This is a genomic window from Streptomyces sp. NPDC104226, assembly GCF_055584085.1.
This window is the reverse complement of record NZ_JBVJMS010000002.1, coordinates 480044-502104: the sequence shown is the minus strand read 5'-3', so window position 1 is coordinate 502104 and position 22061 is coordinate 480044. Positions and strand designations below refer to the sequence as shown.

General features: G+C 72.9%; 21 protein-coding genes. 8 read left to right on the top strand and 13 right to left on the bottom strand.

Annotated features, from left to right (window positions below):
• Positions 1–26: 26 nt before the first annotated feature.
• The 4 genes from ACZ60J_RS07615 (at position 27) to ACZ60J_RS07600 (ending at position 3414) form a co-directional block, all read left to right on the top strand.
• Complete coding sequence (locus ACZ60J_RS07615; RefSeq protein ID WP_469679528.1) at positions 27–941, top strand: hypothetical protein; 915 nt, start codon at positions 27–29, stop codon at positions 939–941.
• A gap of 159 nt (positions 942–1100) precedes the next feature.
• Positions 1101–2567: an MFS transporter gene (locus ACZ60J_RS07610; RefSeq protein WP_469679526.1), complete on the top strand. Its 1467-nt coding sequence runs from the start codon at positions 1101–1103 to the stop codon at positions 2565–2567.
• Complete coding sequence (locus ACZ60J_RS07605; RefSeq protein ID WP_469679524.1) at positions 2564–3157, top strand: TetR/AcrR family transcriptional regulator; 594 nt, start codon at positions 2564–2566, stop codon at positions 3155–3157. The genes ACZ60J_RS07610 and ACZ60J_RS07605 overlap by 4 nt, the downstream gene beginning before the upstream one ends.
• A complete protein-coding gene (locus ACZ60J_RS07600) occupies positions 3154–3414 on the top strand; it encodes a hypothetical protein (protein WP_469679523.1) in 261 nt (86 codons plus the stop codon). The genes ACZ60J_RS07605 and ACZ60J_RS07600 overlap by 4 nt, the downstream gene beginning before the upstream one ends.
• Before the next feature lie 60 nt (positions 3415–3474).
• On the opposite strand, the gene ACZ60J_RS07595 is transcribed toward ACZ60J_RS07600, so the two are convergent.
• Positions 3475–4095, bottom strand: coding sequence for an L-threonylcarbamoyladenylate synthase (locus ACZ60J_RS07595; protein ID WP_469679522.1), 621 nt, complete (start codon positions 4093–4095; stop codon positions 3475–3477).
• Positions 4096–4459: 364 nt separating this feature from the next.
• Here ACZ60J_RS07595 and ACZ60J_RS07590 point away from each other — a divergent pair, with 364 nt between their 5' ends.
• Together ACZ60J_RS07590 and ACZ60J_RS07585 are read left to right on the top strand one after the other, a co-directional pair.
• Complete coding sequence (locus tag ACZ60J_RS07590) at positions 4460–6937, top strand: YfhO family protein (RefSeq protein WP_469679521.1); 2478 nt, start codon at positions 4460–4462, stop codon at positions 6935–6937.
• 617 nt (positions 6938–7554) lie between these two features.
• Entirely contained in the window at positions 7555–9282 is a 1728-nt protein-coding gene (locus ACZ60J_RS07585) for a chloride channel protein (protein WP_469679520.1), read from the top strand.
• A 14-nt stretch (positions 9283–9296) separates the two neighbouring features.
• Here ACZ60J_RS07585 and ACZ60J_RS07580 read toward each other — a convergent pair whose 3' ends face one another.
• Together ACZ60J_RS07580 and ACZ60J_RS07575 are read right to left on the bottom strand one after the other, a co-directional pair.
• The gene (locus ACZ60J_RS07580; protein WP_469679519.1) at positions 9297–9914 is read right to left on the bottom strand and encodes an NIPSNAP family protein; all 618 of its coding nucleotides are present in this window, start codon (positions 9912–9914) and stop codon (positions 9297–9299) included.
• Positions 9915–9998: 84 nt separating this feature from the next.
• Positions 9999–10691 (bottom strand): peptidoglycan recognition protein family protein, encoded by a 693-nt coding sequence (locus ACZ60J_RS07575; protein WP_469679518.1) that lies wholly within the window; start codon positions 10689–10691, stop codon positions 9999–10001.
• Between the two features lie 1138 nt (positions 10692–11829).
• Between ACZ60J_RS07575 and ACZ60J_RS07570 the strand changes: the two genes are divergently transcribed.
• Entirely contained in the window at positions 11830–13176 is a 1347-nt protein-coding gene (locus tag ACZ60J_RS07570) for a D-alanyl-D-alanine carboxypeptidase family protein (protein WP_469679517.1), read from the top strand.
• Positions 13177–13181: 5 nt separating this feature from the next.
• On the opposite strand, the gene ACZ60J_RS07565 is transcribed toward ACZ60J_RS07570, so the two are convergent.
• The 6 genes from ACZ60J_RS07565 to ACZ60J_RS07540 form a co-directional block, all read right to left on the bottom strand.
• The gene (locus ACZ60J_RS07565) at positions 13182–14261 is read right to left on the bottom strand and encodes a sensor histidine kinase (protein ID WP_469679516.1); all 1080 of its coding nucleotides are present in this window, start codon (positions 14259–14261) and stop codon (positions 13182–13184) included.
• A gap of 16 nt (positions 14262–14277) precedes the next feature.
• Entirely contained in the window at positions 14278–14973 is a 696-nt protein-coding gene (locus ACZ60J_RS07560) for a response regulator transcription factor (protein WP_469679515.1), read from the bottom strand.
• 63 nt (positions 14974–15036) lie between these two features.
• The gene (locus ACZ60J_RS07555) at positions 15037–15783 is read right to left on the bottom strand and encodes a VanZ family protein (protein WP_469679514.1); all 747 of its coding nucleotides are present in this window, start codon (positions 15781–15783) and stop codon (positions 15037–15039) included.
• Positions 15784–15890: 107 nt separating this feature from the next.
• The gene (locus ACZ60J_RS07550) at positions 15891–16646 is read right to left on the bottom strand and encodes a class I SAM-dependent DNA methyltransferase (RefSeq protein WP_469679513.1); all 756 of its coding nucleotides are present in this window, start codon (positions 16644–16646) and stop codon (positions 15891–15893) included.
• Between the two features lie 25 nt (positions 16647–16671).
• Positions 16672–17619 (bottom strand): ADP-ribosylglycohydrolase family protein, encoded by a 948-nt coding sequence (locus ACZ60J_RS07545; RefSeq protein WP_469679512.1) that lies wholly within the window; start codon positions 17617–17619, stop codon positions 16672–16674.
• A 99-nt stretch (positions 17620–17718) separates the two neighbouring features.
• Entirely contained in the window at positions 17719–18663 is a 945-nt protein-coding gene (locus tag ACZ60J_RS07540; RefSeq protein WP_469679511.1) for a LysR family transcriptional regulator, read from the bottom strand.
• 71 nt (positions 18664–18734) lie between these two features.
• On the opposite strand from ACZ60J_RS07540, the gene ACZ60J_RS07535 reads away from it, so the two are divergent.
• Complete coding sequence (locus ACZ60J_RS07535; protein WP_469679510.1) at positions 18735–19469, top strand: SDR family oxidoreductase; 735 nt, start codon at positions 18735–18737, stop codon at positions 19467–19469.
• Positions 19470–19491: 22 nt separating this feature from the next.
• Here the strand turns inward: ACZ60J_RS07535 and ACZ60J_RS07530 are convergent, their stop codons facing one another.
• From ACZ60J_RS07530 to ACZ60J_RS07515, 4 genes are all read right to left on the bottom strand, one after another.
• A complete protein-coding gene (locus tag ACZ60J_RS07530) occupies positions 19492–19902 on the bottom strand; it encodes an SgcJ/EcaC family oxidoreductase (RefSeq protein ID WP_469679509.1) in 411 nt (136 codons plus the stop codon).
• Positions 19903–20038: 136 nt separating this feature from the next.
• Positions 20039–20461 (bottom strand): hypothetical protein, encoded by a 423-nt coding sequence (locus ACZ60J_RS07525; RefSeq protein WP_469679508.1) that lies wholly within the window; start codon positions 20459–20461, stop codon positions 20039–20041.
• A 126-nt stretch (positions 20462–20587) separates the two neighbouring features.
• Positions 20588–21328: an LmeA family phospholipid-binding protein gene (locus ACZ60J_RS07520; protein WP_469679507.1), complete on the bottom strand. Its 741-nt coding sequence runs from the start codon at positions 21326–21328 to the stop codon at positions 20588–20590.
• Complete coding sequence (locus ACZ60J_RS07515) at positions 21325–21960, bottom strand: TetR/AcrR family transcriptional regulator (protein ID WP_469679506.1); 636 nt, start codon at positions 21958–21960, stop codon at positions 21325–21327. The genes ACZ60J_RS07520 and ACZ60J_RS07515 overlap by 4 nt, the downstream gene beginning before the upstream one ends.
• Positions 21961–22061: the final 101 nt, after the last annotated feature.

The window sequence follows — 22061 nt, the reverse complement described above, 5'->3', positions numbered from 1 at the left end:
GACTGCTGTGCGAAGAGGGGAAGCCGATGCTGCGCGATGTGCGCGAGTGGTTCGACGGCGCGGCCGACGGGGAAATACGGGCACTCGAAGAGGTGCCCGGCATCGATCCGGAACGGCTGCGGGAACTGTGGTGCGCCGAACCGGAGCTGATGCTCCGTCTCGACGGCCTGCACACGGCCGCGCAGCGGGCCTTCGAACGCCGGACGCGGGTCGCGGTCACCGAGGAGCTGCTCCGCGCCCTGCGCGCCGTGGCCCAGGGGGCGGACGTGGCCCGGCTGGAGGCGGCCGTCGCACTGGCCGGGGCGCGGCTGGAGGCCGATGCGGCCACGGCTGGCGCGCGCGGCCTGAACACCGGCTTGACCTGCGGGATCGTGATCAGTCCGGTGATCCTGCTCGTGGTCTTCGCACTCGGGGAGTGGGTGCCCGGGCTCTTCGGAGCGGGCCTCGGCTGCCAGGAGCGGCTGGCCCTGGCAGGGGCGCTGGTCTGCTTCGCCGGTGGTGCGATGGGCGCGGTCTTCAGCGTGATCGTCCGGCTGCGCGATCCCCGGCAGCTGATCCGCGACGGCCTGGCAGCCGGCGGCGGTCCAGGAGCTCCCGGCGGGGCCGGCCCGGCCGTGGATCCGGTCCAGCTGTCCCGCGCGCTGCGCCAAGAAGGCTGGTACCGGGTGGTGGTGGGATGGTTCCTGGCCACCGCCCTCTACCTCCTCGTCGCCGGCGGGATCCTGACCCTGCTCACCCCGCCGGGCTCCCCGGCGGAACTGTGCGGGCCCGGCCCCCTCTCCGCCGACGGGCACGGGGCCCTGGTCAAGACCTGGTTCTTCTGGGGGGCGATCGGCTTCCTCGCGGGCCTCAACGAACGGTGGGCACGCGGTCTGCTGCGCCACCCCTCGGCACCCGGGGCCGAGGCGGCCGGGCCCCAGGACGGCGCCCGCCGCACATAGCGGACCCGGCCGGCAAGATCCGAAAGAGACGGCCCAGGCCGCTCGGCGGGCCGGCCCGAACTCGGTGGCCCCACGGGGCGGACAGGGGGGTGCACACGCGTTTACCCTGGGGGTGAACGCGTGTGCACCCCTTCCGTCGGGCCAGTGTTCGGGAGCCGTATGTCCACCAAGACGCACCCCCTCCTCCGCCCCCGCCCCCGCGCGATGGTCGCCGTCCTCGCGTTCTGCGGGGCGGTCGTGGCCGTCATGCAGACCCTGGTCGTCCCCCTGCTGCCGCACGTCCCGGACCTCACGGGCAGCAGCCGCGCCGCCGCGGGCTGGCTCGTCACCGTCACCCTGCTCACCGGCGCCGTCTGCACCCCCGTACTCGGCCGGGTCGGCGACATGTACGGCAAACGCCGCGTGCTCCTCGGCTCGCTCGGCGTCCTCACCGCCGGGTCCGTGCTGTGCGCGGTCACCTCCGACATCGCCGTCCTGATCACGGGCCGCGCCCTCCAGGGCACCGCGCTCGCCGTCATCCCGCTCGGCATCAGCATCATCCGCGACGAACTCCCGCCGGAACGCGTCCTGCCGTCCATCGCCCTCATGAGCTCCACCCTCGGGATCGGCGCCGCGATCGGCCTCCCGGCCGCGGCCCTCGTCGTCGAGAACTTCGACTGGCACACCATGTTCTGGGCCTCGGCCGCCCTCGGCCTGCTGGACGTCCTCCTCGTCCTGTGGACCGTCCCCGAGTCCCCGACGCGCACCGCGGGCCGGTTCGACGTACCGGGCACCCTCGGGCTCGCCACCACGCTCGTCGCCCTGCTCCTCGCGATCACCCAGGGCGCGGACTGGGGCTGGACCGCCCCGCCCACGCTCGCGCTGTTCGCCGCCTCCCTGGCCGTCGGAGCGCTCTGGGGGCGCCACGAGCTGCGCACCGCCTCCCCGATGGTCGACCTCCGCGTCTCGGCGCGCCCCGCCGTCCTGCTCACCAACCTCGCGGCCCTGCTCGTCGGTTTCGCCTTCTACGCGAACTCCCTGGTCACCGCCCAGCTGGTGCAGGAGCCGGTGAGCACCGGGTACGGGCTCGGCGCCTCCCTCGTGGTGAGCGGCCTGTGCCTGCTGCCCGGCGGCCTGGCCATGGTCGCGCTGTCCCCGGTATCGGCGCGGCTCTCCGCCGCCCACGGCCCCCGGGCCGCGCTGGCCCTCGGAGCGGCGGTCATGACCCTCGGCTACCTCGTCCGGTTCTTCACCAGCCACGCCCTCTGGCTGATCGTGGCCGGCGCCACGGTGGTCGCCTGCGGTACCGCCCTCGCCTACTCGGCGCTGCCCGCGCTCGTCATGCGGGCCGTCCCCGTGACCGAGACGGGCGCCGCGAACGGCCTCAACACCCTGATGCGCTCCGTCGGCCAGGCCTGCTGCAGCGCCGTCGTCGCGGCCGTGCTCGCCCGGGTCACGTTCCTGGCGGACGGGCGCAGCGTCCCCACCCTGCACGCGTACCTGCTGGTCTTCCTGATCGCGGCCGGCGCCGCGCTCGCCGCGCTGGCTGCGGCCCTCTGCCTGCCGCCGGGCAGGCCTGCCGCGTCCGCGCAGGCCGGTACGGTCGGGGGGACGAAGTCCGCGCCCGCGGTCCGGGAGGGCCTATGAGCACCGCCGAGGAGTCGGGCCGCGCCGCCATCGTGCGCGCCGCCCGCAGGGCCTTCACCCTGCGCCCCTACGCCGAAGTCACGCTGCGCGGCATCGCGGCCGACGCCGGCGTCAGCCCGTCGCTGATCGTGAAGAGGTTCGGCAGCAAGGAGGGGCTGTTCAACACGGTCGCCGACTTCCAGCCGGCCGCCGACGCCCTGTTCGCGGCGGAGCCGGCCGTCCTGGGCCGCCATCTCGTGCTGACCACGGTCCGGTTGCGCGACGAGCTCCGCGGGGACCCGCTGCTGCGGGTGGTCTTCTCCCTCGGCATCGACGACGAGCGCACCCTGCTGCGGGAACGCTTCCGCGAACAGGTCACCGCCCGGCTGGCCGCCCTCCTCGCCGGCGCCGACCGGGAGCTGCGCGCCGAGCTGATCGCGGGCCAGCTGCTGGGTCTGGGGGCAACGCTGAGTCTGCACCGGCCCGATGGCGCGGGTACCCGTACCCCTGCCGGGCGACTGGCGGACCTGTACGCGCCCGGACTCCAGGGGCTCATCGACGGCGGCGCCGGACGGCATGATCCGCGGGAGCCGGTTAGCGTCGGGGGATGAGCACCGAACCGCACACCCCGCGTACCTACGAGATCCTGCTGGTGCCCGAGCACGTGGTGGAGGGGTCGGCCGACGACGCCGTCCGCTCGGCCGTCGTGGCACCGACCGGCCAGAACGGCGCCTCCGGCTACCCCCGCTACTCGGGTGACGGGATGGTGGCGGACATCGACCCGGCCACCCGAACGGTGGAAGCCCTCCTCGTGGACGGCTCCGAGCTCGACTACGGACTCAAGCCCGTCGTGCTCCCGCGCACCTGACACGCCGTCCGGGCGGCGGGAAGGACCGGCCCTCCCGCCGCCCCGCTCGGCGGGATCGCGCTACTCGAAGCGGGAGGTGTCCCCGGCGCCCCGCCGGACGATCTCGGCCTCGCCGCTGGAGAAGTCGATGACCGTCGTCGGCAGCGTCCCGCACTCGCCGCAGTCGACCACCATGTCCACGACGTGGTCGAGCCGGTCCTTGATCTCCCAGCCCTGCGTCATCGGCTCCGCCTCGTCGGGCAGCAGCAGCGTGCTCGACAGCAGCGGCTCGCCGAGCTCGGCGAGCAGGGCCTGGACCACGACGTGGTCGGGGATGCGCACGCCCACCGTCTTCTTCTTCGGGTGCTGGAGCTGGCGCGGCACTTCCTTCGTCGCCGGAAGGATGAAGGTGTAGCTGCCGGGGGTGGACGCCTTGATCGCACGGAAGACGTCGTTGTCGATGACGACGAACTGGCCGAGCTGCGCGAAGTTCTCGCACACCAGGGTGAAGTGGTGGCGGTCGTCGAGCTGCCGGATGGACCGGATCCGGTCCACACCCTCGCGGTTGCCCAGCTGGGCGCCCAGCGCGTAGCCGGAGTCCGTCGGGTAGGCGACGAGTCCTCCGGCGCGGATGCCGTCGGCGATGCTGCCGATGGCGCGGGGCTGGGGGTTTTCGGGGTGTACGTCGAAGTACTTTGCCATCCGACGAGCCTACGGGATCCGGTGGTTCCGGCACCCCGGCCGGCGGCTCCCCGAGGGCGGTCGACCAAAAAGTGGTCGATTGTCCATTTTTTATGCTGCTTGGACCGGACCTTCCCGTGATTGCGATCATATTCGTGCGCCGGGTGCATGAATTCTTCTGCGGTGTACATAGGGTTGCGGGAATAGGCGGCCCCTCCGTGGCCGATTAGTCACGCACGAGGGTTTGCCACACATGACCGCCACTTCGCTCCCGCCTGCCGGAAAACGCCTCTCCAGGGGAGGCCCCAGGAAGGTTGCGTCCCAGGTCGGCGGGGTGAATCGGAATCTCGCATTCCTTTCTGCTCTCACGGCCGCGCTCATATCCATGGCGGCTTACAGCGCCGGTCTCGCCACGCGCGGGGTCTACCCTTTCGGACCCGTCCCGCGCGCCGACAACGACCTGCGCCACCAATACGTGCCGTTCCACGCCCACCTCTGGGACCTCCAGCACGGCGGTGCCCAGGGCGACCTGCTCTTCAACTGGCAGAGCGGCTACGGCGTCGGATTCCTCGGTGACTTCTTCACCTACCTCTCCAATCCCTTCTCCCTGCTGAGCGGCCTTCTGCCCCGCCAGCACGCGGAACTCTCCGTCTACCTCGTCAGCCTGTGCAGCATGGGCCTCGCCGCCGCCCTGATGACCGTGTACCTGGGCCGCCTGCGCCCCGGCTCTCCCTGGCTGCGCGCGCTGCTCTCCGTCGGGTACGCCGTCTGCGGCTGGGGAGTCGCCGAGGGCACCGTCGTCCCGATGTGGACCTGGGGCCTGGTCGCGATACCCCTGCTCGGGATCGCCGCCGACTGGTGTCTGACCGGCCGCCGCTGGGTCCTCGGCAGCCTCTTCGTCGCCCTGTGCTGGTTCGCCAACTTCTACACCGCCGCCATGGCCACGACCGCCACCGCGCTCGTCTTCCTCGTACGGCTCCTGCTCGCCGACACCGACATGCGCACCCGCGGCCGGGCCCTGTGGCGGGCCGTCACCATGACCGGCACCGGACTGCTCCTCGCGGCCCCCGCCATCCTGGTGTGCGCCTTCGCCAACCAGCGGGCCCAGCCCACCGAGCTGTACGTGGTCAGCGTGAAGACCGACCCCCTGACCTTCCTCTCGATGCTCATACCCGGCACCCACCCGGTCCGCCCCGCGCCGAACGTCTACGCGGGGGTGCTCGTCCTCCTCCTCGTCCTGACGCTGCCCTTCCAGTCGAAGGTGCGCGGACGTGAACGCCTCGCCTGGATCTCGCTCCTGCTGGCGACCGGGGTCTCCTTCGTCCTCGCCCCCACCGCCAAGCTCTGGCAGGGCGGCGCCCTCCCGCACGGCGCCCCCTTCCGCGAGTCCTTCGTCCTCAGCGGCATGCTGGCGATGGCCGCCTGGATCTGTCTCGCACACATGCCCCGGCCCCGGGCCCTGCTCGGCGGTGCGAGCCTGCTGGCCCTGCTCGTCGCAGCCACCCACGACCTCCCGCCGGTCAACGCCCAAGCCCTCACCGGCGTCCTCATCGGCGGCTCCGTCACCACGGCCCTGCTGCTGTTCTACGCGCGCGGACTGCGCCGCCGCGCCCGCATCGGGGTCATGCTGCTGCTGGCCGCCTCGGTCTTCGCCGGCACCGTGTACTCCGTGTACGGCAACTCCGTAGCCGACGACCCCCGTCGGCGCGGCCCCGTACGCGCCCAGACCATGACCGAGCTGGGCAAGGGCGCACGCCAGGCCCTCGAAGCGCACAGGAACTGGCCCGCCACCCGGGCCGACGCCGGACCCGGCGTCTTCGTCACGAACAACGACGCGCTCCTGGTCGGCGGCCAGGGCGGCGCCTACTACAGCAGCTACGTGAGCGTGGAGACCGCGCGCGGGCTACGGGGCCTCGGCCTGGGCCAGGCCATGGGCGGCCGTCACCTGTGGCCCGCCGAAGACCCCGTGCTGCGGGCCCTGCTCGGCATCGGCACCGTCCTCGAACCGGTCGGCGAGGACGGAGTCACCGTCCGCAGCCTGCCCGCCCCGCCCCTGGTCACCCTCCGGGCACCGCACAGCGACCAGGCCTACGGGGCTCCCGTGGGCTCCGTCTGGGCCCGGCGCCAGGCCGCCCTCGGAGCCAGGGTCTACACCGTCCCCGCCCTCGCCCGCGCCGCCGGGCCCGCCGCACCGGCCCCGGCCCCGGCGGCCGGACCCGGCTTCGCCCTGACCAGGGCCGAAGGCTGGGGACCGGAGACCTGGACCGCGTTCACGGGGCGGTGCGCCCCGGGGGCCCGCGCCTTCCTCCACGCACCCGACCTGAACGCGCTCGTCCGCGCCGACGACAGCGGCCGGCTCGCCGGCTTCTCCGGCAGGCCGCCCGCGGTCAGCGCCCCGGTCCGGGAACTGGGCACGGCCGCGGCCGACGGCCGCTTCACCTTCTCCGTACGCACCCCGAAGGACGGCCAGGTCCTGCCGTCCGACGCGCTCGGCTGCCTGGACCAGGCCGCCTTCGACGCGGCCGTGGCCGGGCTGAAGGCGGGCGCGGCCACGGGAGTCACGGCCGGCGGACACACCATCGAGGCCCGCCTCCCCAAGGGCTCGGCCGGCACCGCGGTGCTCGCCACCACGGCTTCGCCCGGCTGGAGCTGCTCGGTCGACGGCGGCCCGGCCCGCGCCCCGGTCTCGTACCAGGGCCTGCTCGGCGTCCCCCTGGGATCCGGCGGCGCCGACCGGCTGGCGTGCTCGTACGTCCCCGAAGGACTCCGCGCAGGCCTGGGGGGCGCCGGCGCGGGCCTGCTGCTCATCGCGGGAGTCCTGGCCGGCGCGCTGTGGCGGAGCCGCGGGACCCGCAGGCCGTAGGGCACTGGCCGCCGGATGCCGGACCGCGGGGGACGATCCGGCACCCGGCTCCGGGGCCGGCACACCGCTCGTGCCCGGCCCTGCCCCGCGGCCGGCCCGTCCGCCGGCGCGGGACGCCTTGAAAAGGGTGGGCTCGGGCCGGGCGGGCGGCCAGGGACTTTGGTCCCGAGGCGGCCGGCAGCCGGTCCCGGCCCGGGTACCGGTCCACGGCCGCAGGCCCTCCCCTCCTGCCAATCGATGATCGAAAAGCCCCGCCGCCCACACCTTCCGTCGCCGCCCCCGCCGGCGATCGATCAATGCGCGGACGGGCCCTCCGACGGTGATCCTGATCACGACCGCCCCGACCAGCAGCCGGGCGCGGTGCGAGCGTTCGTCGCAGCGCTGCGGATGGAGGGCCGGCACGTGCTGGACCGCATCGGGGCCGGTGACCAGCACGGTCGGCCGGCCGGCGGCACCGCTCCCCGGGAGGGACCCGCGACGCCCCCTACGCCGGGCGGGTGTACCTGCGGCCCGCCTCCGGGGCCCGGCGCGATGCGGCCCGTTGGATGGGGGCTTCGGGGATCGTGGTCAGGGGCCGGGCGCGCGATCGGCAGCGGATCGGTTCCTGAGGAGTGGAGATGGGTCCGTTCTCGGCGGATGCGGCACGGGACGCGCTGAACCGCACCCAGGCCGCGATGCTGCTGCCCGCGGTGCTCGTGGGCGCCGGGGCGGGACTGGGAGCGGTGGCCTTCCGCTGGCTCATCGAGGTGTTCACCCGGGCCCTGTCCGGCCACGAGGACTACTCCTCCGCCGGCCACGCCGACAACCCGTATGTGCCCTGGCTCGGCCCGTACTTCGTCCTGCTCGCGCCCGTGGTCGCGGGCGCGCTCTACGGACCGCTCGTCTACCGCTACGCCAAGGAGGCGCGCGGCCACGGTGTCCCCGAGGTGATGTACGCGGTCGCCCGCCAGGGCGGCCGGATCCCGCCCCGGGTCGCGGTGGTGAAATCGCTCGCGTCCGCGCTGTGCATCGGCGGCGGCGGTTCCGTGGGCCGCGAAGGGCCCATCGTCCAGATCGGGGCCGCCCTCGGCTCCACCGCCGGATCCCTCCTGCGCGTCCGCGAGGAACGGATGCGGCTGCTGGTCGCCTGCGGCTCGGCCGGCGGCATCGCCGCCACCTTCAACGCGCCCCTGGCCGGCGTCTTCTTCGCGATGGAACTGATCCTGCGCGACTTCACGGCCCGCGCCTTCGGCCTGGTCGCCGTCTCCGCGGTCACGGCCAGCGTGATCGGCCGCGCGGCCCTCGGCGACGAACGGTTCCTGGACCTGGCGCCGGTGAGCGCCGGCCAGTTGGCCGCGTACGCCCTGTACGTCCTGCTCGGCGCGGTGGCCGGCGCCGTCGGGGTGCTCTTCACCAAGGTGCTCTACGGGGTGGAGGACCTCTGCGACTCCGTCTGGAACGGCCGGCCGGAATGGCTCCGCCCGGCGGTCGGCGGCCTCGTGCTCGGCGCGATCCTGCTGGCGCTGCCCGAGATGTACGGGGTCGGCTACCCGGTCCTCGGCAAGGCCGCGGTGGGCGGGTACGCGATCGGATTCCTGCTGGTCCTGCTCGTCGGCAAGATCGTCGCGTGCAGCGTCACCATCGGGATCGGCGGTTCGGGCGGCGTGTTCGCGCCCAGCCTCTTCGTCGGCGCCATGCTCGGCAGCGCCTTCGGGCAGACGATGGACGGCATCGCCCCCGGGGTGACCGGCCAGGCCATGACCTACTCCGTCATCGGGATGGGCGCGGTCTTCGCCGGATCGGCCCGCGCACCGATCACCGCCGTCGTCATCATCTACGAACTGACCGGCGAGTACGGCATCATCCTGCCGCTGATGGTCGCGGTCGCCGTCGCCACCGGAGTCAGCCACGCGCTCAGCCGGGACACCGTCTACACGGCCAAACTCCGCCGCCGCGGGGTCGACCTGGACCTGACCGGCCCGGCGGCGATCGAGGTCCGGGCCGCCATGGGGCCACCGCCGCCCGCGCTCGCACCCGACACCGGCCTGCGCGAGGCGATCACGGCGATGATCGAGGCGGACGCCGGCCGCCTCCCGCTGGTCGACCGGCACGGCCACTACGCGGGCACCGTCCGCGCGTCCGCCCTCTCCCGGGCGCTGCACGAAGGCCTTTCCGAGCACACCCCCGTCGAGGCCCTACGGGACCACCCGCCGGCCCTGCTCGCCGGCCAGTCCCTCCAGGAGGCGCTGCCGCTGCTCTCCGCGAGCGAGGGCGACGGGCTCCCGGTCCTCGACGAGGAACGGCTCCACCTCATGGGCTGGGTCTCCCACCGCTCGGCCCTGCTGGCCCTGCACCCCCAGCCCTGACGCGGCGACAGGGCTCAGGGCCGGGGCTGCAACCCCCGGACGGGCTCCAGCCGGAGCTGCTGCGGAGCCGACTTCAGATGGGACGAGAGGTCCGGCAGGCGCGGTGACCGCCCCGCCGTGAACCAGACGAGGACGTCCTCACCGGTCCGGACCGGCAGTGCGGGGAAGGTGTTCTCCGCGTGCTCGGAGACGTGCACCGCCTGCGCGGGGGTCCCGGCGGCGGCCAGGGCGGGGCGCAGGTGCTGCTCGACATGGCCGGCGAAGGCCGTGAGGTCCAGGGGATGGCAGACGGTCGCGACCACGGGCCCCGCGGCGGCCGGGGCGGGGAAGCCCGGTCCGCGCAGCAGGAGCACGTCGTCGGAGTCGGTCATGGTCGCGTTGGCCCGCTCGCGATGGGCCTGCCAGACGGGGCCGCCGTAGAAGGCGTGCAGCGCCCGCGCCCGTGCCGCCATGTCGGGGAAGGCGCGCAGCCAGACGAAGCGGTCCGGGTCGTCGAGGTCCCGGAACCGGCCGCCCACGCGGATGCCGGCCGCCTCCTGCCCGGTGACGAACTCCCGCTCGAAGAGGTCGATCAGGGTGTCCCGGGCGCCCGGGTGGAGGGTGTACTGGCGGAGTTCGACGATGAGGTTCATGGCCCGGACCCTAGGGCCGGTTCACTGACACCTCATGTCAGTGAACCGGCGGGGGCATGCGCTCCCGTTCGGCACGTGCCCGGCTCACTGACCGCCGGGCAGCCGCTCGCGCACCCGGCGGATGATCTCGGCGCGCTGGGCGGACCGCAGGGTGCCGGGACACGCGTGGCCGCCCCACGCGGCGCCGCCCATGGCGTGGATGCCCAGCCCCGGCCGGTCCGGGTGCTCGCTGACGGCCGCCGGCCAGCCGTGCACGCCCAAGCCCCAGGCGTAGATCCGGGCGACGGCCTCCACCTGTGCCTCGGTGAGCGACCGGGTGGCGAAACCGGAGGTCTCCACCGAGGCCCACGACCCGTTGCCCTCCACCTGGGCCCAGGCCCGGTCCAGGACGGACACGTACTGCTCCGTCTCCCCGTCCCGGGAAACCCAGAAGTGCGAGGAGGTCTTGATCCCCGGGGTGTTGAACTGCTCGTACAACGACCCCTCGCCCTCCTGGACATGGAGCACGAGCCCGCGCTGCGCATCGCGGTCGCCACGGACGAAGTTGCGCTCCAGGGGGATCCTCGTCACCCCGGGCATCCATCCGGAGGCGCGCGAGGCGGTGGGGGAGGCCCCGGACGGTACCGCCCCCCGGCCGCGGTCGTCGTCGCTCGCTGCGGAACCGCCCGGCCGGGCGGCCAGCAGGGAAGCGGCCGTCGCGGTGACGAACAGGGCGCCGCCGCCGACGAGCATGCGCCGCCTCGACGGCGCCGGGTGGCCGGGGTCGGTGGGGTGCATGAGCAGTGTCCGGTTCCTGGGTGGTGCGGTGCGTGGGGGGAAGGCCGATCCTTCGGGGCGCTCATGATGGGGTCGTGATCGTTTGATGATCGTTTGATGACGGGTTCCGGCCAGGGTTCGGCCGGGGTGCGGCCGGACGGATTGTGACCAATTGGTCATGCAGCGCGCATCACCTGCGCATATGCGGCACGGAGACTTGTGGGTGATCCAGAACGGCACGAGCAAGGCGGTGTACGGCATGACGGCGGTACCGGTGGAGGGCGAGACGCCCGGCGCGACGAAGGACGAGCATCCGGGAAGGACACCCGGACCGCACGACGCGCAGACACCGACTCCCGCCCAGCGCCCCGCACTCGGCCCGGATCGGGAGCCGGAGCCCGCTCCGGTCCCGGACTCGCGCACGGTGCCGGCCCCGAGGCCGGCCGCCGCGACTACGTCCGTCCCGGCAGCTGCACCAGCGCCCGAGCCCGCGGCTGCGCCCGAGGTCGCATCCGGGGCTGCTCCCGAGCCTGCGTCCGAGTCCGCATCTGCGTCGGAGCCGGCGTCTGCGCCCGGGCCCAAGTCCGGGCCTGATTCCGAGCCGGCGCCCGGGCCCGAGTCCGAGTCGGCGTTCGGGTCCAAGTACACGTCTGCGTCCGAGCCGACGTCTGCGCCCGGGCCCGAGGCCGAGCCCGAACCGGGGTCCAAGCCCAAGCCCGAGTCCGTGTTCGGGTCCAAGTCCGCGTCTGCGTCCGAGCCCAAGTCCGAGCCCCAGCCCCAGCCCGGGGTCGAGCCCAAGTCCGGGGCCGAGCCCAAGTCCGAGCCCGAGCGCAAGCCCGAGCACAAGTCCGTGGCTGAGCCGGAGGTCGTCTCGACGTCGGCAGCCCGTCCCGATGGCGGTCCCGGCACCCGTCCGGAGTCGGACTCCGAGAGGACGAGCCAGTTCATCGCCCTCAAGCCGCTCGACGAGGAGCCCTCGGCGTCGGCGCCCGTGCCGTCATGGGCGCGGCGGTCGGTGCCCGCCCCGGCACCCGCACGACCGGTTCCGGCGCCGACAGCGCCGGCTGTGGGGCCGGTCCCGACTCCGGCAACCGCCCCGGTCAGGGAGGCGACTCCGGCAACCGCCCCCGGCACGGGAGGGGCTGCAGGTTCCGCCCCCGTGGAGGCAGCCGTCCCCGAGGGGACCACCGAGCAGCCGTTGCCCGCGCTCGATCTGCTCGCGCAGCTCACCAACACTCCGCCGCCGCCCGAGACCACGAGCCGGACCGTGGCCCGGCGGGTGCGGATCTGGGTGCCGCTGCTGCTCCTGCTGGTGGCCGTACTGGCCGTCGTACAGGCGCTGCGGCCGCTGCCCGACGCGGTCCTCACCAACGAGGGCGCCGCGTCCTCCGTCGCCCTCGACGGCCGCTTCGACGTGCCCTGGCCGGAGAAGGGCCAGGCCGCCGTACGGATCGGCGGCGCGGGCGACGTGGGGACGTTCGGGGAGCAGAAGCCCGTGCCGACGGCCAGCGTCGCCAAGGTCATGACGGCCTACGTGATCCTCAAGAACCACCCGCTGAAGAAGGACGAGGGCGGCCCGCAGATCGAGGTGGACGCCAAGGCCGTCGCGGACGGCACCTCGGCGAGCGAATCGCGCGTCCAGGGACTGACGGCCGGCACCCGCTTCTCCCAGCAGAACATGCTCAAGATGCTGATGATCCCGTCGGGCAACAACATCGCCCGCCTGCTGGCCCGTTGGGACACCGGAAGCGACTCCGAGGCCGCCTTCGTGGAGAAGATGAACGCCGAGGCCAAGGCGCTCGGCATGACCTCCACCACGTACACCGACCCGAGCGGGCTCGACGCCAAGACCGTGAGCACCGCCGTCGATCAGCTGAAACTGGCCGAGGAGGTCATGAAGTTCGACGCCTTCCGGGCTATCGTGCAGCTTCCCAACGCCACCGTCCCGGGCCTGCAGGATCCGCTGATCAACAACAACGACGACCTGCTCATCGCCGGACTCAGCATCAAGGGCATCAAAACCGGATCCAGTTCGGCGGCCGGCGGCGCGCTGATGTGGGCGGCGTACAAGACGGTCGGCGACAAGACCCCGCTGATCCTCGGCACGATGCTCGACCAGCACGTCACCGGCGCCGACCCCGACGGCGCCAACAGCCTGAAACTGGTCAAGCAGAACAGCAAGAAGGTCATCGAGGCGGTCCGCGAGGCGCTGACCTCGGCCGGCGCGGTCAAGAAGGGCCAGGTCGTCGGCTACGTGGACGACGGGCTCGGTACCCGGACCCCGGTGGTCGCCACCCGTGACACGGCCGCCGTGGCCGTGCCGGGGCAGCGGCTCGAGCTGACGCTGGCCGTAGGCGAGAAGGGACTCCCCGAGAAGGCGCCGGCCGGCACTGAGATCGGGGTCCTGACCATCGGTACCGGACCGGGCGCCCCGACGGTTCCCGTGGCCCTCCAGACGGACCTCTCCGCACCGACCCTCGGCACGAAACTCCTCCGCCTGGGTTAGACGGCCTAGGTCGGCCGGGGGAGCCGGACCGTGACGAGGAGGCCGCCGGACGGGCGCGGGACGAGGTCGAGGGTCCCGGCGTGGGCCCGGACGATGCTGTGCACGATGGCCAGTCCGAGGCCCACCCCGGCGTGCTCGTCCGTGCGTACGCGGTCGGTCGCGCGGCGGAAGGGTTCGGTGAGCGTCGGAACCATGTCCGGCGGGAGCAGGGGGCCCGTGTTCTCGACCCGCAGCACGCTCGTGTCGCCCTGCTCCCCGGTGTGGACCGTCACGGTCCCGCCGGTGGGGAGGTTGTGGACGACGGCGTTCTGGACGAGGTTCGTCACCATCCGCAGCAGGAGCTCGGCGGAGCCGTCGGTGCGGGCCGTCCCGCCGGTGACGTCGAGGGTGGTCCGGCGCTGCTCGGCGAGGGGGAGCAGGGTTTCGGCGGCTTCCTCGGCGAGGAGCGAGAGGTCGACGCTCTCGCGGGCGAAGTCCGCGCGGTCGCCGTGGCTGAGGAGCAGGAGGGCCTCGGTGAGGTCGATCGCCCGGCTGTTGACGGAGTACAGGCGTTCGATGAGTTCGCCCCGGTCCCGGGTCGGGTCCTTGCGGGCGACGTCGAGGAGCGTCCGGGAGATGGCCAGCGGGGTGCGCAGCTCGTGGGAGGCGTTCGCGGCGAACCTCTGCTGTTCGGCGACGTGGGACTCCAGTTGTTCGAGCATCGAGTCGAACGCGTCGGCGAGTTCGCGGAATTCGTCCCGGCGGCCCCGCATGCGGATCCGGTGGGACAGCGACCGGTTCCCGGCCGTCCGCGCCGCATCGGTGATCCGGGTCAGGGGCGCGAGCATCCGGCCGGCCAGGATCCACCCTCCCACGAGGCCGATCACCAGCAGGAGCGCGAGTACGGCGGCCGCCCTCGGCGCGAAGACGCGCAGGAGGTTGGACCGGATGGGGAAGACGCCGGGGGTGGGCGTGTCCGCGGAGACGACGAGCGCCCGATCGGGGACGTACCGCAGGAGGAAGAGCCAGACCGCCGCGAGCAGCAGGACGCCGGCGACCATGAGGAATCCGGCGTAGCTGAAGGTGAGTTTGGCACGAACGCTCAAACCGGGCGCTCGCCGCCTATCCACGGTCGGCCCCCTCGGGCGTGGTCTCCGGCCGGCTGTCGATGCGGTAGCCGACGCCGGGCACCGTGGCGATGATCCACGGTTCGCCGAGCCGTTTGCGCAGCGCCGAGACGGTGATGCGCACGGCGTTGGTGAAGGGGTCGGCGTTCTCGTCCCAGGCCCGCTCCAGCAGTTCTTCGGCGCTGACGACCCCGCCCTCGGCGGCGACGAGGACCTCCAGCACGGCGAACTGCTTGCGGGTGAGCGCGACGAGGCGTCCGTCGCGGAAGACCTCCCGGCGGAAGGGGTCCAGCCGCAGGCCCGCGATCCGGCGGACCGGGGGCCGGGCGTACGCACGCCGGCGGTCGAGCGCCCGCAGCCGCAGGACGAGCTCACGCAGTTCGAACGGCTTGGTGAGGTAGTCGTCGGCGCCGAGCCCGAACCCGGACGCCTTGTCGTCGATCCGGTCGGCGGCGGTGAGCATGAGGATCGGGATGCCGCTGCCGGAGGCGACGATGCGGCGGGCGACCTCGTCGCCGGAGGGTCCGGGGATGTCGCGGTCGAGGATCGCGAGGTCGTAGGAGTTGACGCCGAGCAGTTCCAGGGCGGTGTCGCCGTCGCCGGCGATGTCGGCGGCGATTGCCTCCAGCCGCAGACCGTCACGGACGGCCTCGGCCAGGTAGGGCTCGTCCTCGACGATCAGTACGCGCATGTCCGAAGCCTAAGCACCGGGACATATCGCCGTCGTATGCGCGGCGCGCACCGGGTACGGGGATCAGCCCGTCGGCGTCGGAGTCGGGGCCGCCGCGGGTTCCGGTTCCGGTTCCGGCGAGGGGCGGGGCAGGTCCGACGGCTCCGGTGCCGTGGTGCGCCACCAGCGGCGCGACGCGAACGCGGCCAGGGCGGCGCCGGTGGCGTTGACCAGGACGTCGTCGACGGACGAGACCCGGTCCAGCTGCAGGACGTACTGCGCCGTCTCGACCAGGACCGAGCAGCCCGCCCCGAGGGCCAGGACCCGCGGCACGGAGGCCAGTGCCGCCCACCGCATCGGGGCGAAGAACCCCAGCGCGGCGAAGACCAGCAGGTTCCCGCCGATCCCGAGCGGCCCCATGGTGAGCAGGTCCCGTATCGGCACCAGGCTGTACCGGCCGGGGACGATCCCGGCCCCGGAGCCCGGCATCATGGTCATCCACACCCACGGCACCGTCCCGTGCACCATGCCCACCTCGGCCAGCGACAGCCGCCACGCCGATGTGCCGCCGATTCCGGCGGCACGCCGACGGCGGGCCAGTGCCCACACCACCAGCAGGGACAACGGCACGGTGACGAGGGTCATGAGCACCACGCCGTTGAAGGTGTCGAGGCACCCGTGCCATTGCCCGGCCATGCACCTCGGAGCGGACATCATGAGGGGCCCCCGCACGACGTACAGGAGGCCGGCGAAGCCGAGGGCCGCCAAGCCGAGGAGTACGACCCTGAGCGTGCGGCGGGGCGGTGGTGAGGTGGAGGCGTTGTGGTTCATGTTCCCAGGGGAGACGGTGGGACGTTGCGAGGGCGTATGCGTTTTTCGATACGCCCGCGATATCCGCCGCGGACCTCACGGATCGCGGACGTCACGGATCACGGACGTCATGGGTGTCGTGCCGGTGCCTCGACGACGAAGAACAGGAAGCAGGGCTTGCTCGAAAGGTCGAGGAAGCCCTCGGGGAACAGTTCACGGGCCGCGGGGTCGGGCTGCGGCTCGCTGATGACGGACAGCCGGAACCCGGCGGTGGCGAAGGCCTCGGTCATCGCGTGCAGGGGCTTGCGCCAGAACCTCATCGGGACGGACCGTCCGCCGAAGGTCCAGTCGAAGGTGTAGCTGCCGGCCGCGAAGTAGTCGGGCCGCGGATTCTGGAACGTGTAGGCCACGAAGGGGTGGTCCACCGACGCGATCAGCCGGCCGCCCGGTCTGAGGACGCGCCGCACCTCGGCCAGCGTCGGCCCCCAGTCCTCCAGGTAGTGCAGCACCAGCGAGGCGACCACGTCGTCGAAGGCGCCGTCGGGGAAGGGCAGGGGGCCGCGCAGGTCGGCCTCGTGCAGGGCCGCGTCCTCACCCAGCCGCCGCCTGGCCAGCGTCAGCATGCCGGCGCTGGAGTCGACACCTGTGACGACCGCACCCCGGTCCCGCAGCGCAGCGGTGAGCGGGCCCGAGCCGCACCCCGCGTCCAGGATCCGGCGGCCGGCCACGTCTCCGGCGAGGGCCAGCATCGCGGGCCGCTCGTAGTGGGCGTTCACGAGGCTGTTCTCGTTCTCCGCCGCGTACGCCTCGGCGAAGCCGTCGTAGTGATTGGCCCGTTCCTTGTCCCGATCCGCTTCCCGTTCCCGTTCCCGATCATGTTCCATCGCGGCAGCCTAATAACCGCATGATCTACCCGGAAAGGCCCTGGGGAGCCTGCTGCTCGGGCGTCCACCCGCTCCACGAGGGAATCGCCTCGCGCGCCGCGAGCCAGTCCGCCGGAACGCCGCCGGTGCCGGTCCGTGCCGCGACGACCCCGCCCGCGATCGCGCACGTGGTGTCGCGATCGCCCCAGCCGCCGACGGTCTGCCACAAGGCCTCCGGCAGGTCGTCCGGGTGCCCCGAGGCGGACCACAGGGCGAACGGCACGGTGTCGGGGGCCGAGATCCGCCACCCCGAGCCCAGTACGGACGCGGCCCGGCCCACCGGGGTCTCCGCGGGGAGACCCGCGGCTTCCCGCAGCCCCGAGCCGACCTCGCTGCCCGGTACGTAGGCGGCGACCTCCCGCAGGAACTCCGCGCGGACCGGGGCGTCGTGGCCCGCGCCTGCCGCTGCCAGCGCGGCGGCCACCGCCACGGCGACGGCGCCCGCGACCGCCTCGGGATGGGCGTGCGTGGCCAGCGCGGACAGCCGGGCCTGCGCAGCGGCCGCCTTCGGGTCGCCACGGAACCAGGCACCGAGCGGCGCGACCCGCATCGCGGCGCCGTTGCCGTAGGAACCCTGCCCGCCGAACTGCTCGGCGGTGACACGGCGCCGGCTTTCGCCCGCGCCGATCCGCCCCAGCACCTCGTGCATGGAAGCCCCGTACTTGCGCCCCGAATCCCGCGCGTACTCGGCGGCGAACTCCCGCGCCAGAGCATCGGGCCGGACCTCCCCGCAGGCAGCCAGGTGGGCGAAGAGCACGAACGCCATGGCGGAGTCGTCCGTCCACTGCCACGGGGTGGGCCGGAGCCGGCGCGCCGCCCACTGTTCCTCGACGTCCTCACCGGAGAGCGTGAACCAGCTGTCGCCGAAGGCATCGCCCATCACCAGCCCGTCGAGGGAGGCGCGGGCTGCCGGGGCGTACGGCGGGCTGCTCATCGGAGGTCCTTCGAACGGGGGTTGGCGCACTGACGGACTGGCGGATCGGTCAAGCCATCCTGCCCGTACGCGGATGCCGTGCGCGAGCCGATATGCCGGTCAGACCAGGGTGGGCATGTGGTCGGGGTGGTGGGCGGCGACGTCGTGGGCGGCTCGGACGAAGGCGGCGACAGCTGTGGAGCGGGAGGTCTCCGGCCAGGCGACCACGACTGCGCTGGGGCTGAGGCCGGCGACCGGCCGGTAGGCGATGTCCGGGCGCTGGTGCCGCTCGGTGGTGGAGCGTGCCAGGAACGCCACCGCCTGGCCCAGCGCGACCACCTCCAGGAGTTGCTCGACGCCGGCCACGAGCGGCCCCTCGGGAGTGCCGGCCGGCCACGGGCCCGGGTGGCCGTCGGCTGCTTCTGCGTCCTCGCGTCCGGTGTAGTAGGCGGTGGTGGAGGGGGCGGCGCCCTTCCAGCGCGGGATCGGTTCGCCTTCGAGGTCGGCCAGCCGCAGTCGCCGACGTCCGGCCAGGCGGTGCGCGGCAGGGAGGACGGCCAGGCGCGGTTCGACCACGAGGGTCTCGGAATCCAGGCCCTGACCGTCGAACGGGCTGCGCAGCAGCGCCACATCGGCGCGGCCGTCCCGCAGCATGGCGATCGGCTCCCCGCTGCCGCCGACGACGACTTCGGGCGGCGGCAGATGCGCACCCGTTTCCCGGTAGGCGGCGAGGACCTCCCGCAGCAGCCCCGCATCGCCACCCGGTTTGACCGCCACGACGAGCCGGGGTTCCGGCTGACCGGCCCGGCGCGCTCGCCGGGCCGCCGCGTGTACCGCGTCCACCGCGATCCGCGCCTGGTCGAGCAGCACCTGACCGGCGTCGGTCAGCTTCACCTGCCGGGTGGTGCGCTCCAGCAGGCGCACCCCGAGCCGGGACTCCATCTGAGCGATCGCCTTGGACAGCGGGGGCTGCGCCATCCCCAGACGTTGCGCGGCCCGGCTGAAGTTCAGTTCCTCGGCGACCGCGATGAAGTACCTCAGCTCCCGAACCTCCAGCTCACTCATACCCGTGGACTATAGATCCAGAGCGTTCCGGTCTTTCCCTCGCACCCGTGGGTGCGGGGAGGCTGAGTGCCATGACGACTTCACGGAAGACCGCACTGATCACCGGCGCGAACAAGGGCATCGGCAAGGAAACGGCGCGCAGGCTCGCAGCCCTCGGCATCACCGTGCTGATCGGCGCCCGCAACGCCGAGCGCGGAGAGGCGGCGGCCGAGGAGCTCCGCGCGGGCGGCGGCGACGTATGGTGCGTTCCGCTGGACGTCACCGACGAGTCCTCGGTGCAGGCCGCGGCCCGGCAGATCGACGCCGCGTTCGGCCGCCTCGACATCCTCGTCAACAACGCCGCGATCGCCGCCGGACCGCACAAGCCGAGCGAAACCCCGGCCGCCGCCGTCCGGCAGGTCTACGAGACCAACGTGTTCGGCGTCGTCGCGGTGACCCACGCCATGCTCCCCCTGCTGCGCCGCTCCGCCGCCGCACGCATCGTCAACATGTCCAGCGAACTCGGTTCCCTCGCCCACCTGGCCGACCCGGGCAGCCCGTGGTCCGCCTACTCCGCGGTCCTGCTGCCGTACTGCACCTCGAAGAGCGCTCTGAACGCCATCACCGCGCTCTACGCGAACGAACTGCGCGCCGAGGGGATCCTGGTCAACGCGGTGAGCCCCGGCTACTGCGCGACCGACCTGAACCGCCACACCGGGATGCGTACGGCGGAGGAGGGTGCGGCCATGGCGGTCCACCTGGCGACGGCGGGCGAGGACGGCCCGACGGGCGCCTTCCTGGCCGAGGACGGGCCGATTCCCTGGTGAGACCGTGCCGCGCGGCCCCGGCTCAGGAGGCGTCCGCGAGCACCCCCGTGTTCTGGCAGGCCGTCAGCAGCCAGTGGCCGTCGGGCTGCTTCGTGATCACGTACAGGGGTGCTCCCTCGCTCTCCTCGTCCGGGGACAGGTAGCGCTGGCGGACCTTGACGGCCGCGACGTCCGGGCGGATGAAGAGCACGTGGACCACCTCGTAGGTGACCTGGCCGTCCCAGTCCGCCGCGGGCAGGACCTTGCGGGTGAATTCCGCGATCGCGTCGAGACCGATGAGGACCTTGCCGTGGGCCGTCGTCCAGATCGCGTCCGGGTGGAAGAGGGCGAGGAACTCCTCGGGGTCCTTGGTCCGCTGGGAGTGCTCGACGGTGGCGACGAGCCGGTTGATCGCGTCGATGTCCGCCGCGCGGGACGGTGATTGCGTGGTCATGAGGACGACGATCACCCCTCAAGCGGACTTGAGGTCAAGCCTGTTGCGGTACGAAGTGCCCCTGAGGCCGGCGGCCCGCCTCCCGCGTGCTCAGCGGACCGCTACGCGGTGATCGGACCACTGCGCGGTGATCGGACTACTGCCCGGCGATCGGAGACACCGCCACACAGCCGCCGGCCATGGCGGCCTCGCCCGTGGCCTCCTTGATGACCTTGCCCTTGTAGATGACCTTGCAGGCCAGGTCGGCGGTGTTCTCGACCGAGCTGGGGGAGACCGCCGGGGGCATGATGCCGCGCAGGGTGACCGTCTTGGTCCACGAGGCGCCCGGCTGCTCGGCGGTCACGAGGTTCGGCGCGGTGGCCGTGCCCCCTCCGTCGTGGAAGGAGACGGAGTCGACGGTCTTGCCGGTCACCTCGTAGGTGACCTCGTAGCTCTCGTTCACGACCTTGTCGACCTGGTCCACGGCCTTGTCGGTCGTAGCGGCGGAGCAGCCGGCCGCGGCGAGCGCCAGGCAGGCGAGGGAGAGGGCAGACAGGACGGTGGAAGGAGATTTGCGCATGGCCGGAGGGTAAATTTAAAGAATCCGTAAAGTCAATTTCCGGCTGCTGTGGGGCGGTGGATTGGGCGGGTTCGGTGGCTTGTGGTATTTGCGAACCGGAAAGGGGCGGGGGGTCCGGTCGATGAGCTACGCCGACATGCAGCGGTTCCCGTCGGTGTCCGGCGAGGAGGACTTCGCGAGGGAGGCGTCCAGGGTGAGGCCGTCGCCGGTCGTCCGTGCGCCGGTGAGGCTGACCCCCTCTGGCAGCTCGCCGACGTCCACGGTCCGGGGTGCCAGCCGCTCGGCCAGGCCCGCCGCACCGGGCAGCCCGCTCACGGTGGCTATCGGCAGTTCGCGGCCCAGTACGGTGACCGTCGTCGGGGTGATCGTGATGCCGGTCGCCGTGGCGCTGGTGCTCGCGTGCACGGTGACGGGGAGGCCCAGGCCGCCCACGGTCCCGGTGAGGGTGAGTCCCTTCGCGTCGCCGCCCACGGTCAGCCCCTCCGCGCCCCCGGCCGCGTCCCCCGAGTCGGCCAAACGCTTCTGCAGGGCTTCGTAGGGGATGGTGGCCGTCGCCCGGCCGCCGCTCATGCCGCCGTCGCGCGTGACGTCGTACAGGTCGGCCTTGATGTCCATGTCGGTGTCGGCGCGGCGCACGCCCTCGGCCGCCAGGTGTACGGAACCCAGCCGGCCGGTCAGCGTGCGGAGTCCGGCGAAGGTGCCGGAGAGTTCCGCGGTGACGGGTCCGCGGGCCTGGAGGCGGCAGCCGGCCGCCCGCGCGATGCGCTCCTGGGCGGTGTTTTCGACCACGACGTCGGCCACGAAGGTGCCGGCCAGGGCGACGGCTATGCCGGCGGTGACGAGTGCGGGGGTGCGTCGGAGCTTCATTGCGCTGTGGATCCGATCTGCTTGAGCATGGCGAAGGCCTCCAGCACGAGCGAGGAGGGCGGGGTGTCGGTGAAGGTGCCGTTCGCGCGGCGCCGGCGTTGGGTGCGCAGGACGGCACGGACGGCGGACAGGGCGGCCCCCGCGATCACCCCGGCGCGCAGGTCGGCCGCGGGGGTGTCGGCGGGGAGCCGGTCCAGGACCAGGAGCGTGAGCCGGTCCTCGAAATCGGCGAAGAGCTGCACGAGTTGGGCGGCCACCACGCGCTCGTCACCCGCGATGGCCACGGAGTGGGTCAGGGCGGTGAGGCTGGACGCCGCGAACGGGGCGACCGCGGCGATCAGGGCGTTGCAGACCGCGTCGAGCGGGTCCTCCTGCGGCGGACGCCGGGCCAGTTCGGCCTCGACGTACGCGAACAGGTCGACGCTGTCGGGCAGGAGCAGGGCTTCCTTGCTCTCGAAGTAGCGGAAGAAGGTCCGCTCGGAGACGTTCGCGCAGGCGGCGATGTCCGCGACCGTGGTGCCCGCGAAGCCGTGCTCAGCGAACAGCGCGGCCGCGCCCTCGCGCAGCAGGGTGCGGGTCCGCTCCTTCTTCCGCTCGCGCAGGCCGGACTCCGGATCTGGATCGTGGTTCACCGTCGAAGACTAGCAATGCCGTCACCCCTGTCAATTGTCATGGCTGACAATTGTCACTCCTGACATTTTCTGTCAAGGTGCTTCGTGTCAGTCCTGACACT

Excerpts from the sequence above, each read along its gene's own strand:
- ACZ60J_RS07605 (WP_469679524.1), top strand. The coding sequence starts at position 2,564 with ATGAGCACCGCCGAGGAGTCGGGCCGCGCCGCCATCGTGCGCGCCGCC.
- ACZ60J_RS07540 (WP_469679511.1), bottom strand. The coding sequence starts at position 18,663 with ATGAGTGAGCTGGAGGTTCGGGAGCTGAGGTACTTCATCGCGGTCGCC.
- ACZ60J_RS07590 (WP_469679521.1), top strand. The coding sequence starts at position 4,460 with ATGGCGGCTTACAGCGCCGGTCTCGCCACGCGCGGGGTCTACCCTTTC.
- ACZ60J_RS07585 (WP_469679520.1), top strand. The coding sequence starts at position 7,555 with ATGGGTCCGTTCTCGGCGGATGCGGCACGGGACGCGCTGAACCGCACC.
- ACZ60J_RS07610 (WP_469679526.1), top strand. The coding sequence starts at position 1,101 with ATGTCCACCAAGACGCACCCCCTCCTCCGCCCCCGCCCCCGCGCGATG.
- ACZ60J_RS07535 (WP_469679510.1), top strand. The coding sequence starts at position 18,735 with ATGACGACTTCACGGAAGACCGCACTGATCACCGGCGCGAACAAGGGC.
- ACZ60J_RS07520 (WP_469679507.1), bottom strand. The coding sequence starts at position 21,328 with ATGAAGCTCCGACGCACCCCCGCACTCGTCACCGCCGGCATAGCCGTC.
- ACZ60J_RS07615 (WP_469679528.1), top strand. The coding sequence starts at position 27 with ATGCTGCGCGATGTGCGCGAGTGGTTCGACGGCGCGGCCGACGGGGAA.
- ACZ60J_RS07575 (WP_469679518.1), bottom strand. The coding sequence starts at position 10,691 with ATGCACCCCACCGACCCCGGCCACCCGGCGCCGTCGAGGCGGCGCATG.
- ACZ60J_RS07555 (WP_469679514.1), bottom strand. The coding sequence starts at position 15,783 with ATGAACCACAACGCCTCCACCTCACCACCGCCCCGCCGCACGCTCAGG.
- ACZ60J_RS07560 (WP_469679515.1), bottom strand. The coding sequence starts at position 14,973 with ATGCGCGTACTGATCGTCGAGGACGAGCCCTACCTGGCCGAGGCCGTC.
- ACZ60J_RS07525 (WP_469679508.1), bottom strand. The coding sequence starts at position 20,461 with ATGCGCAAATCTCCTTCCACCGTCCTGTCTGCCCTCTCCCTCGCCTGC.
- ACZ60J_RS07595 (WP_469679522.1), bottom strand. The coding sequence starts at position 4,095 with ATGGCAAAGTACTTCGACGTACACCCCGAAAACCCCCAGCCCCGCGCC.
- ACZ60J_RS07580 (WP_469679519.1), bottom strand. The coding sequence starts at position 9,914 with ATGAACCTCATCGTCGAACTCCGCCAGTACACCCTCCACCCGGGCGCC.
- ACZ60J_RS07530 (WP_469679509.1), bottom strand. The coding sequence starts at position 19,902 with ATGACCACGCAATCACCGTCCCGCGCGGCGGACATCGACGCGATCAAC.
- ACZ60J_RS07545 (WP_469679512.1), bottom strand. The coding sequence starts at position 17,619 with ATGAGCAGCCCGCCGTACGCCCCGGCAGCCCGCGCCTCCCTCGACGGG.
- ACZ60J_RS07600 (WP_469679523.1), top strand. The coding sequence starts at position 3,154 with ATGAGCACCGAACCGCACACCCCGCGTACCTACGAGATCCTGCTGGTG.
- ACZ60J_RS07550 (WP_469679513.1), bottom strand. The coding sequence starts at position 16,646 with ATGGAACATGATCGGGAACGGGAACGGGAAGCGGATCGGGACAAGGAA.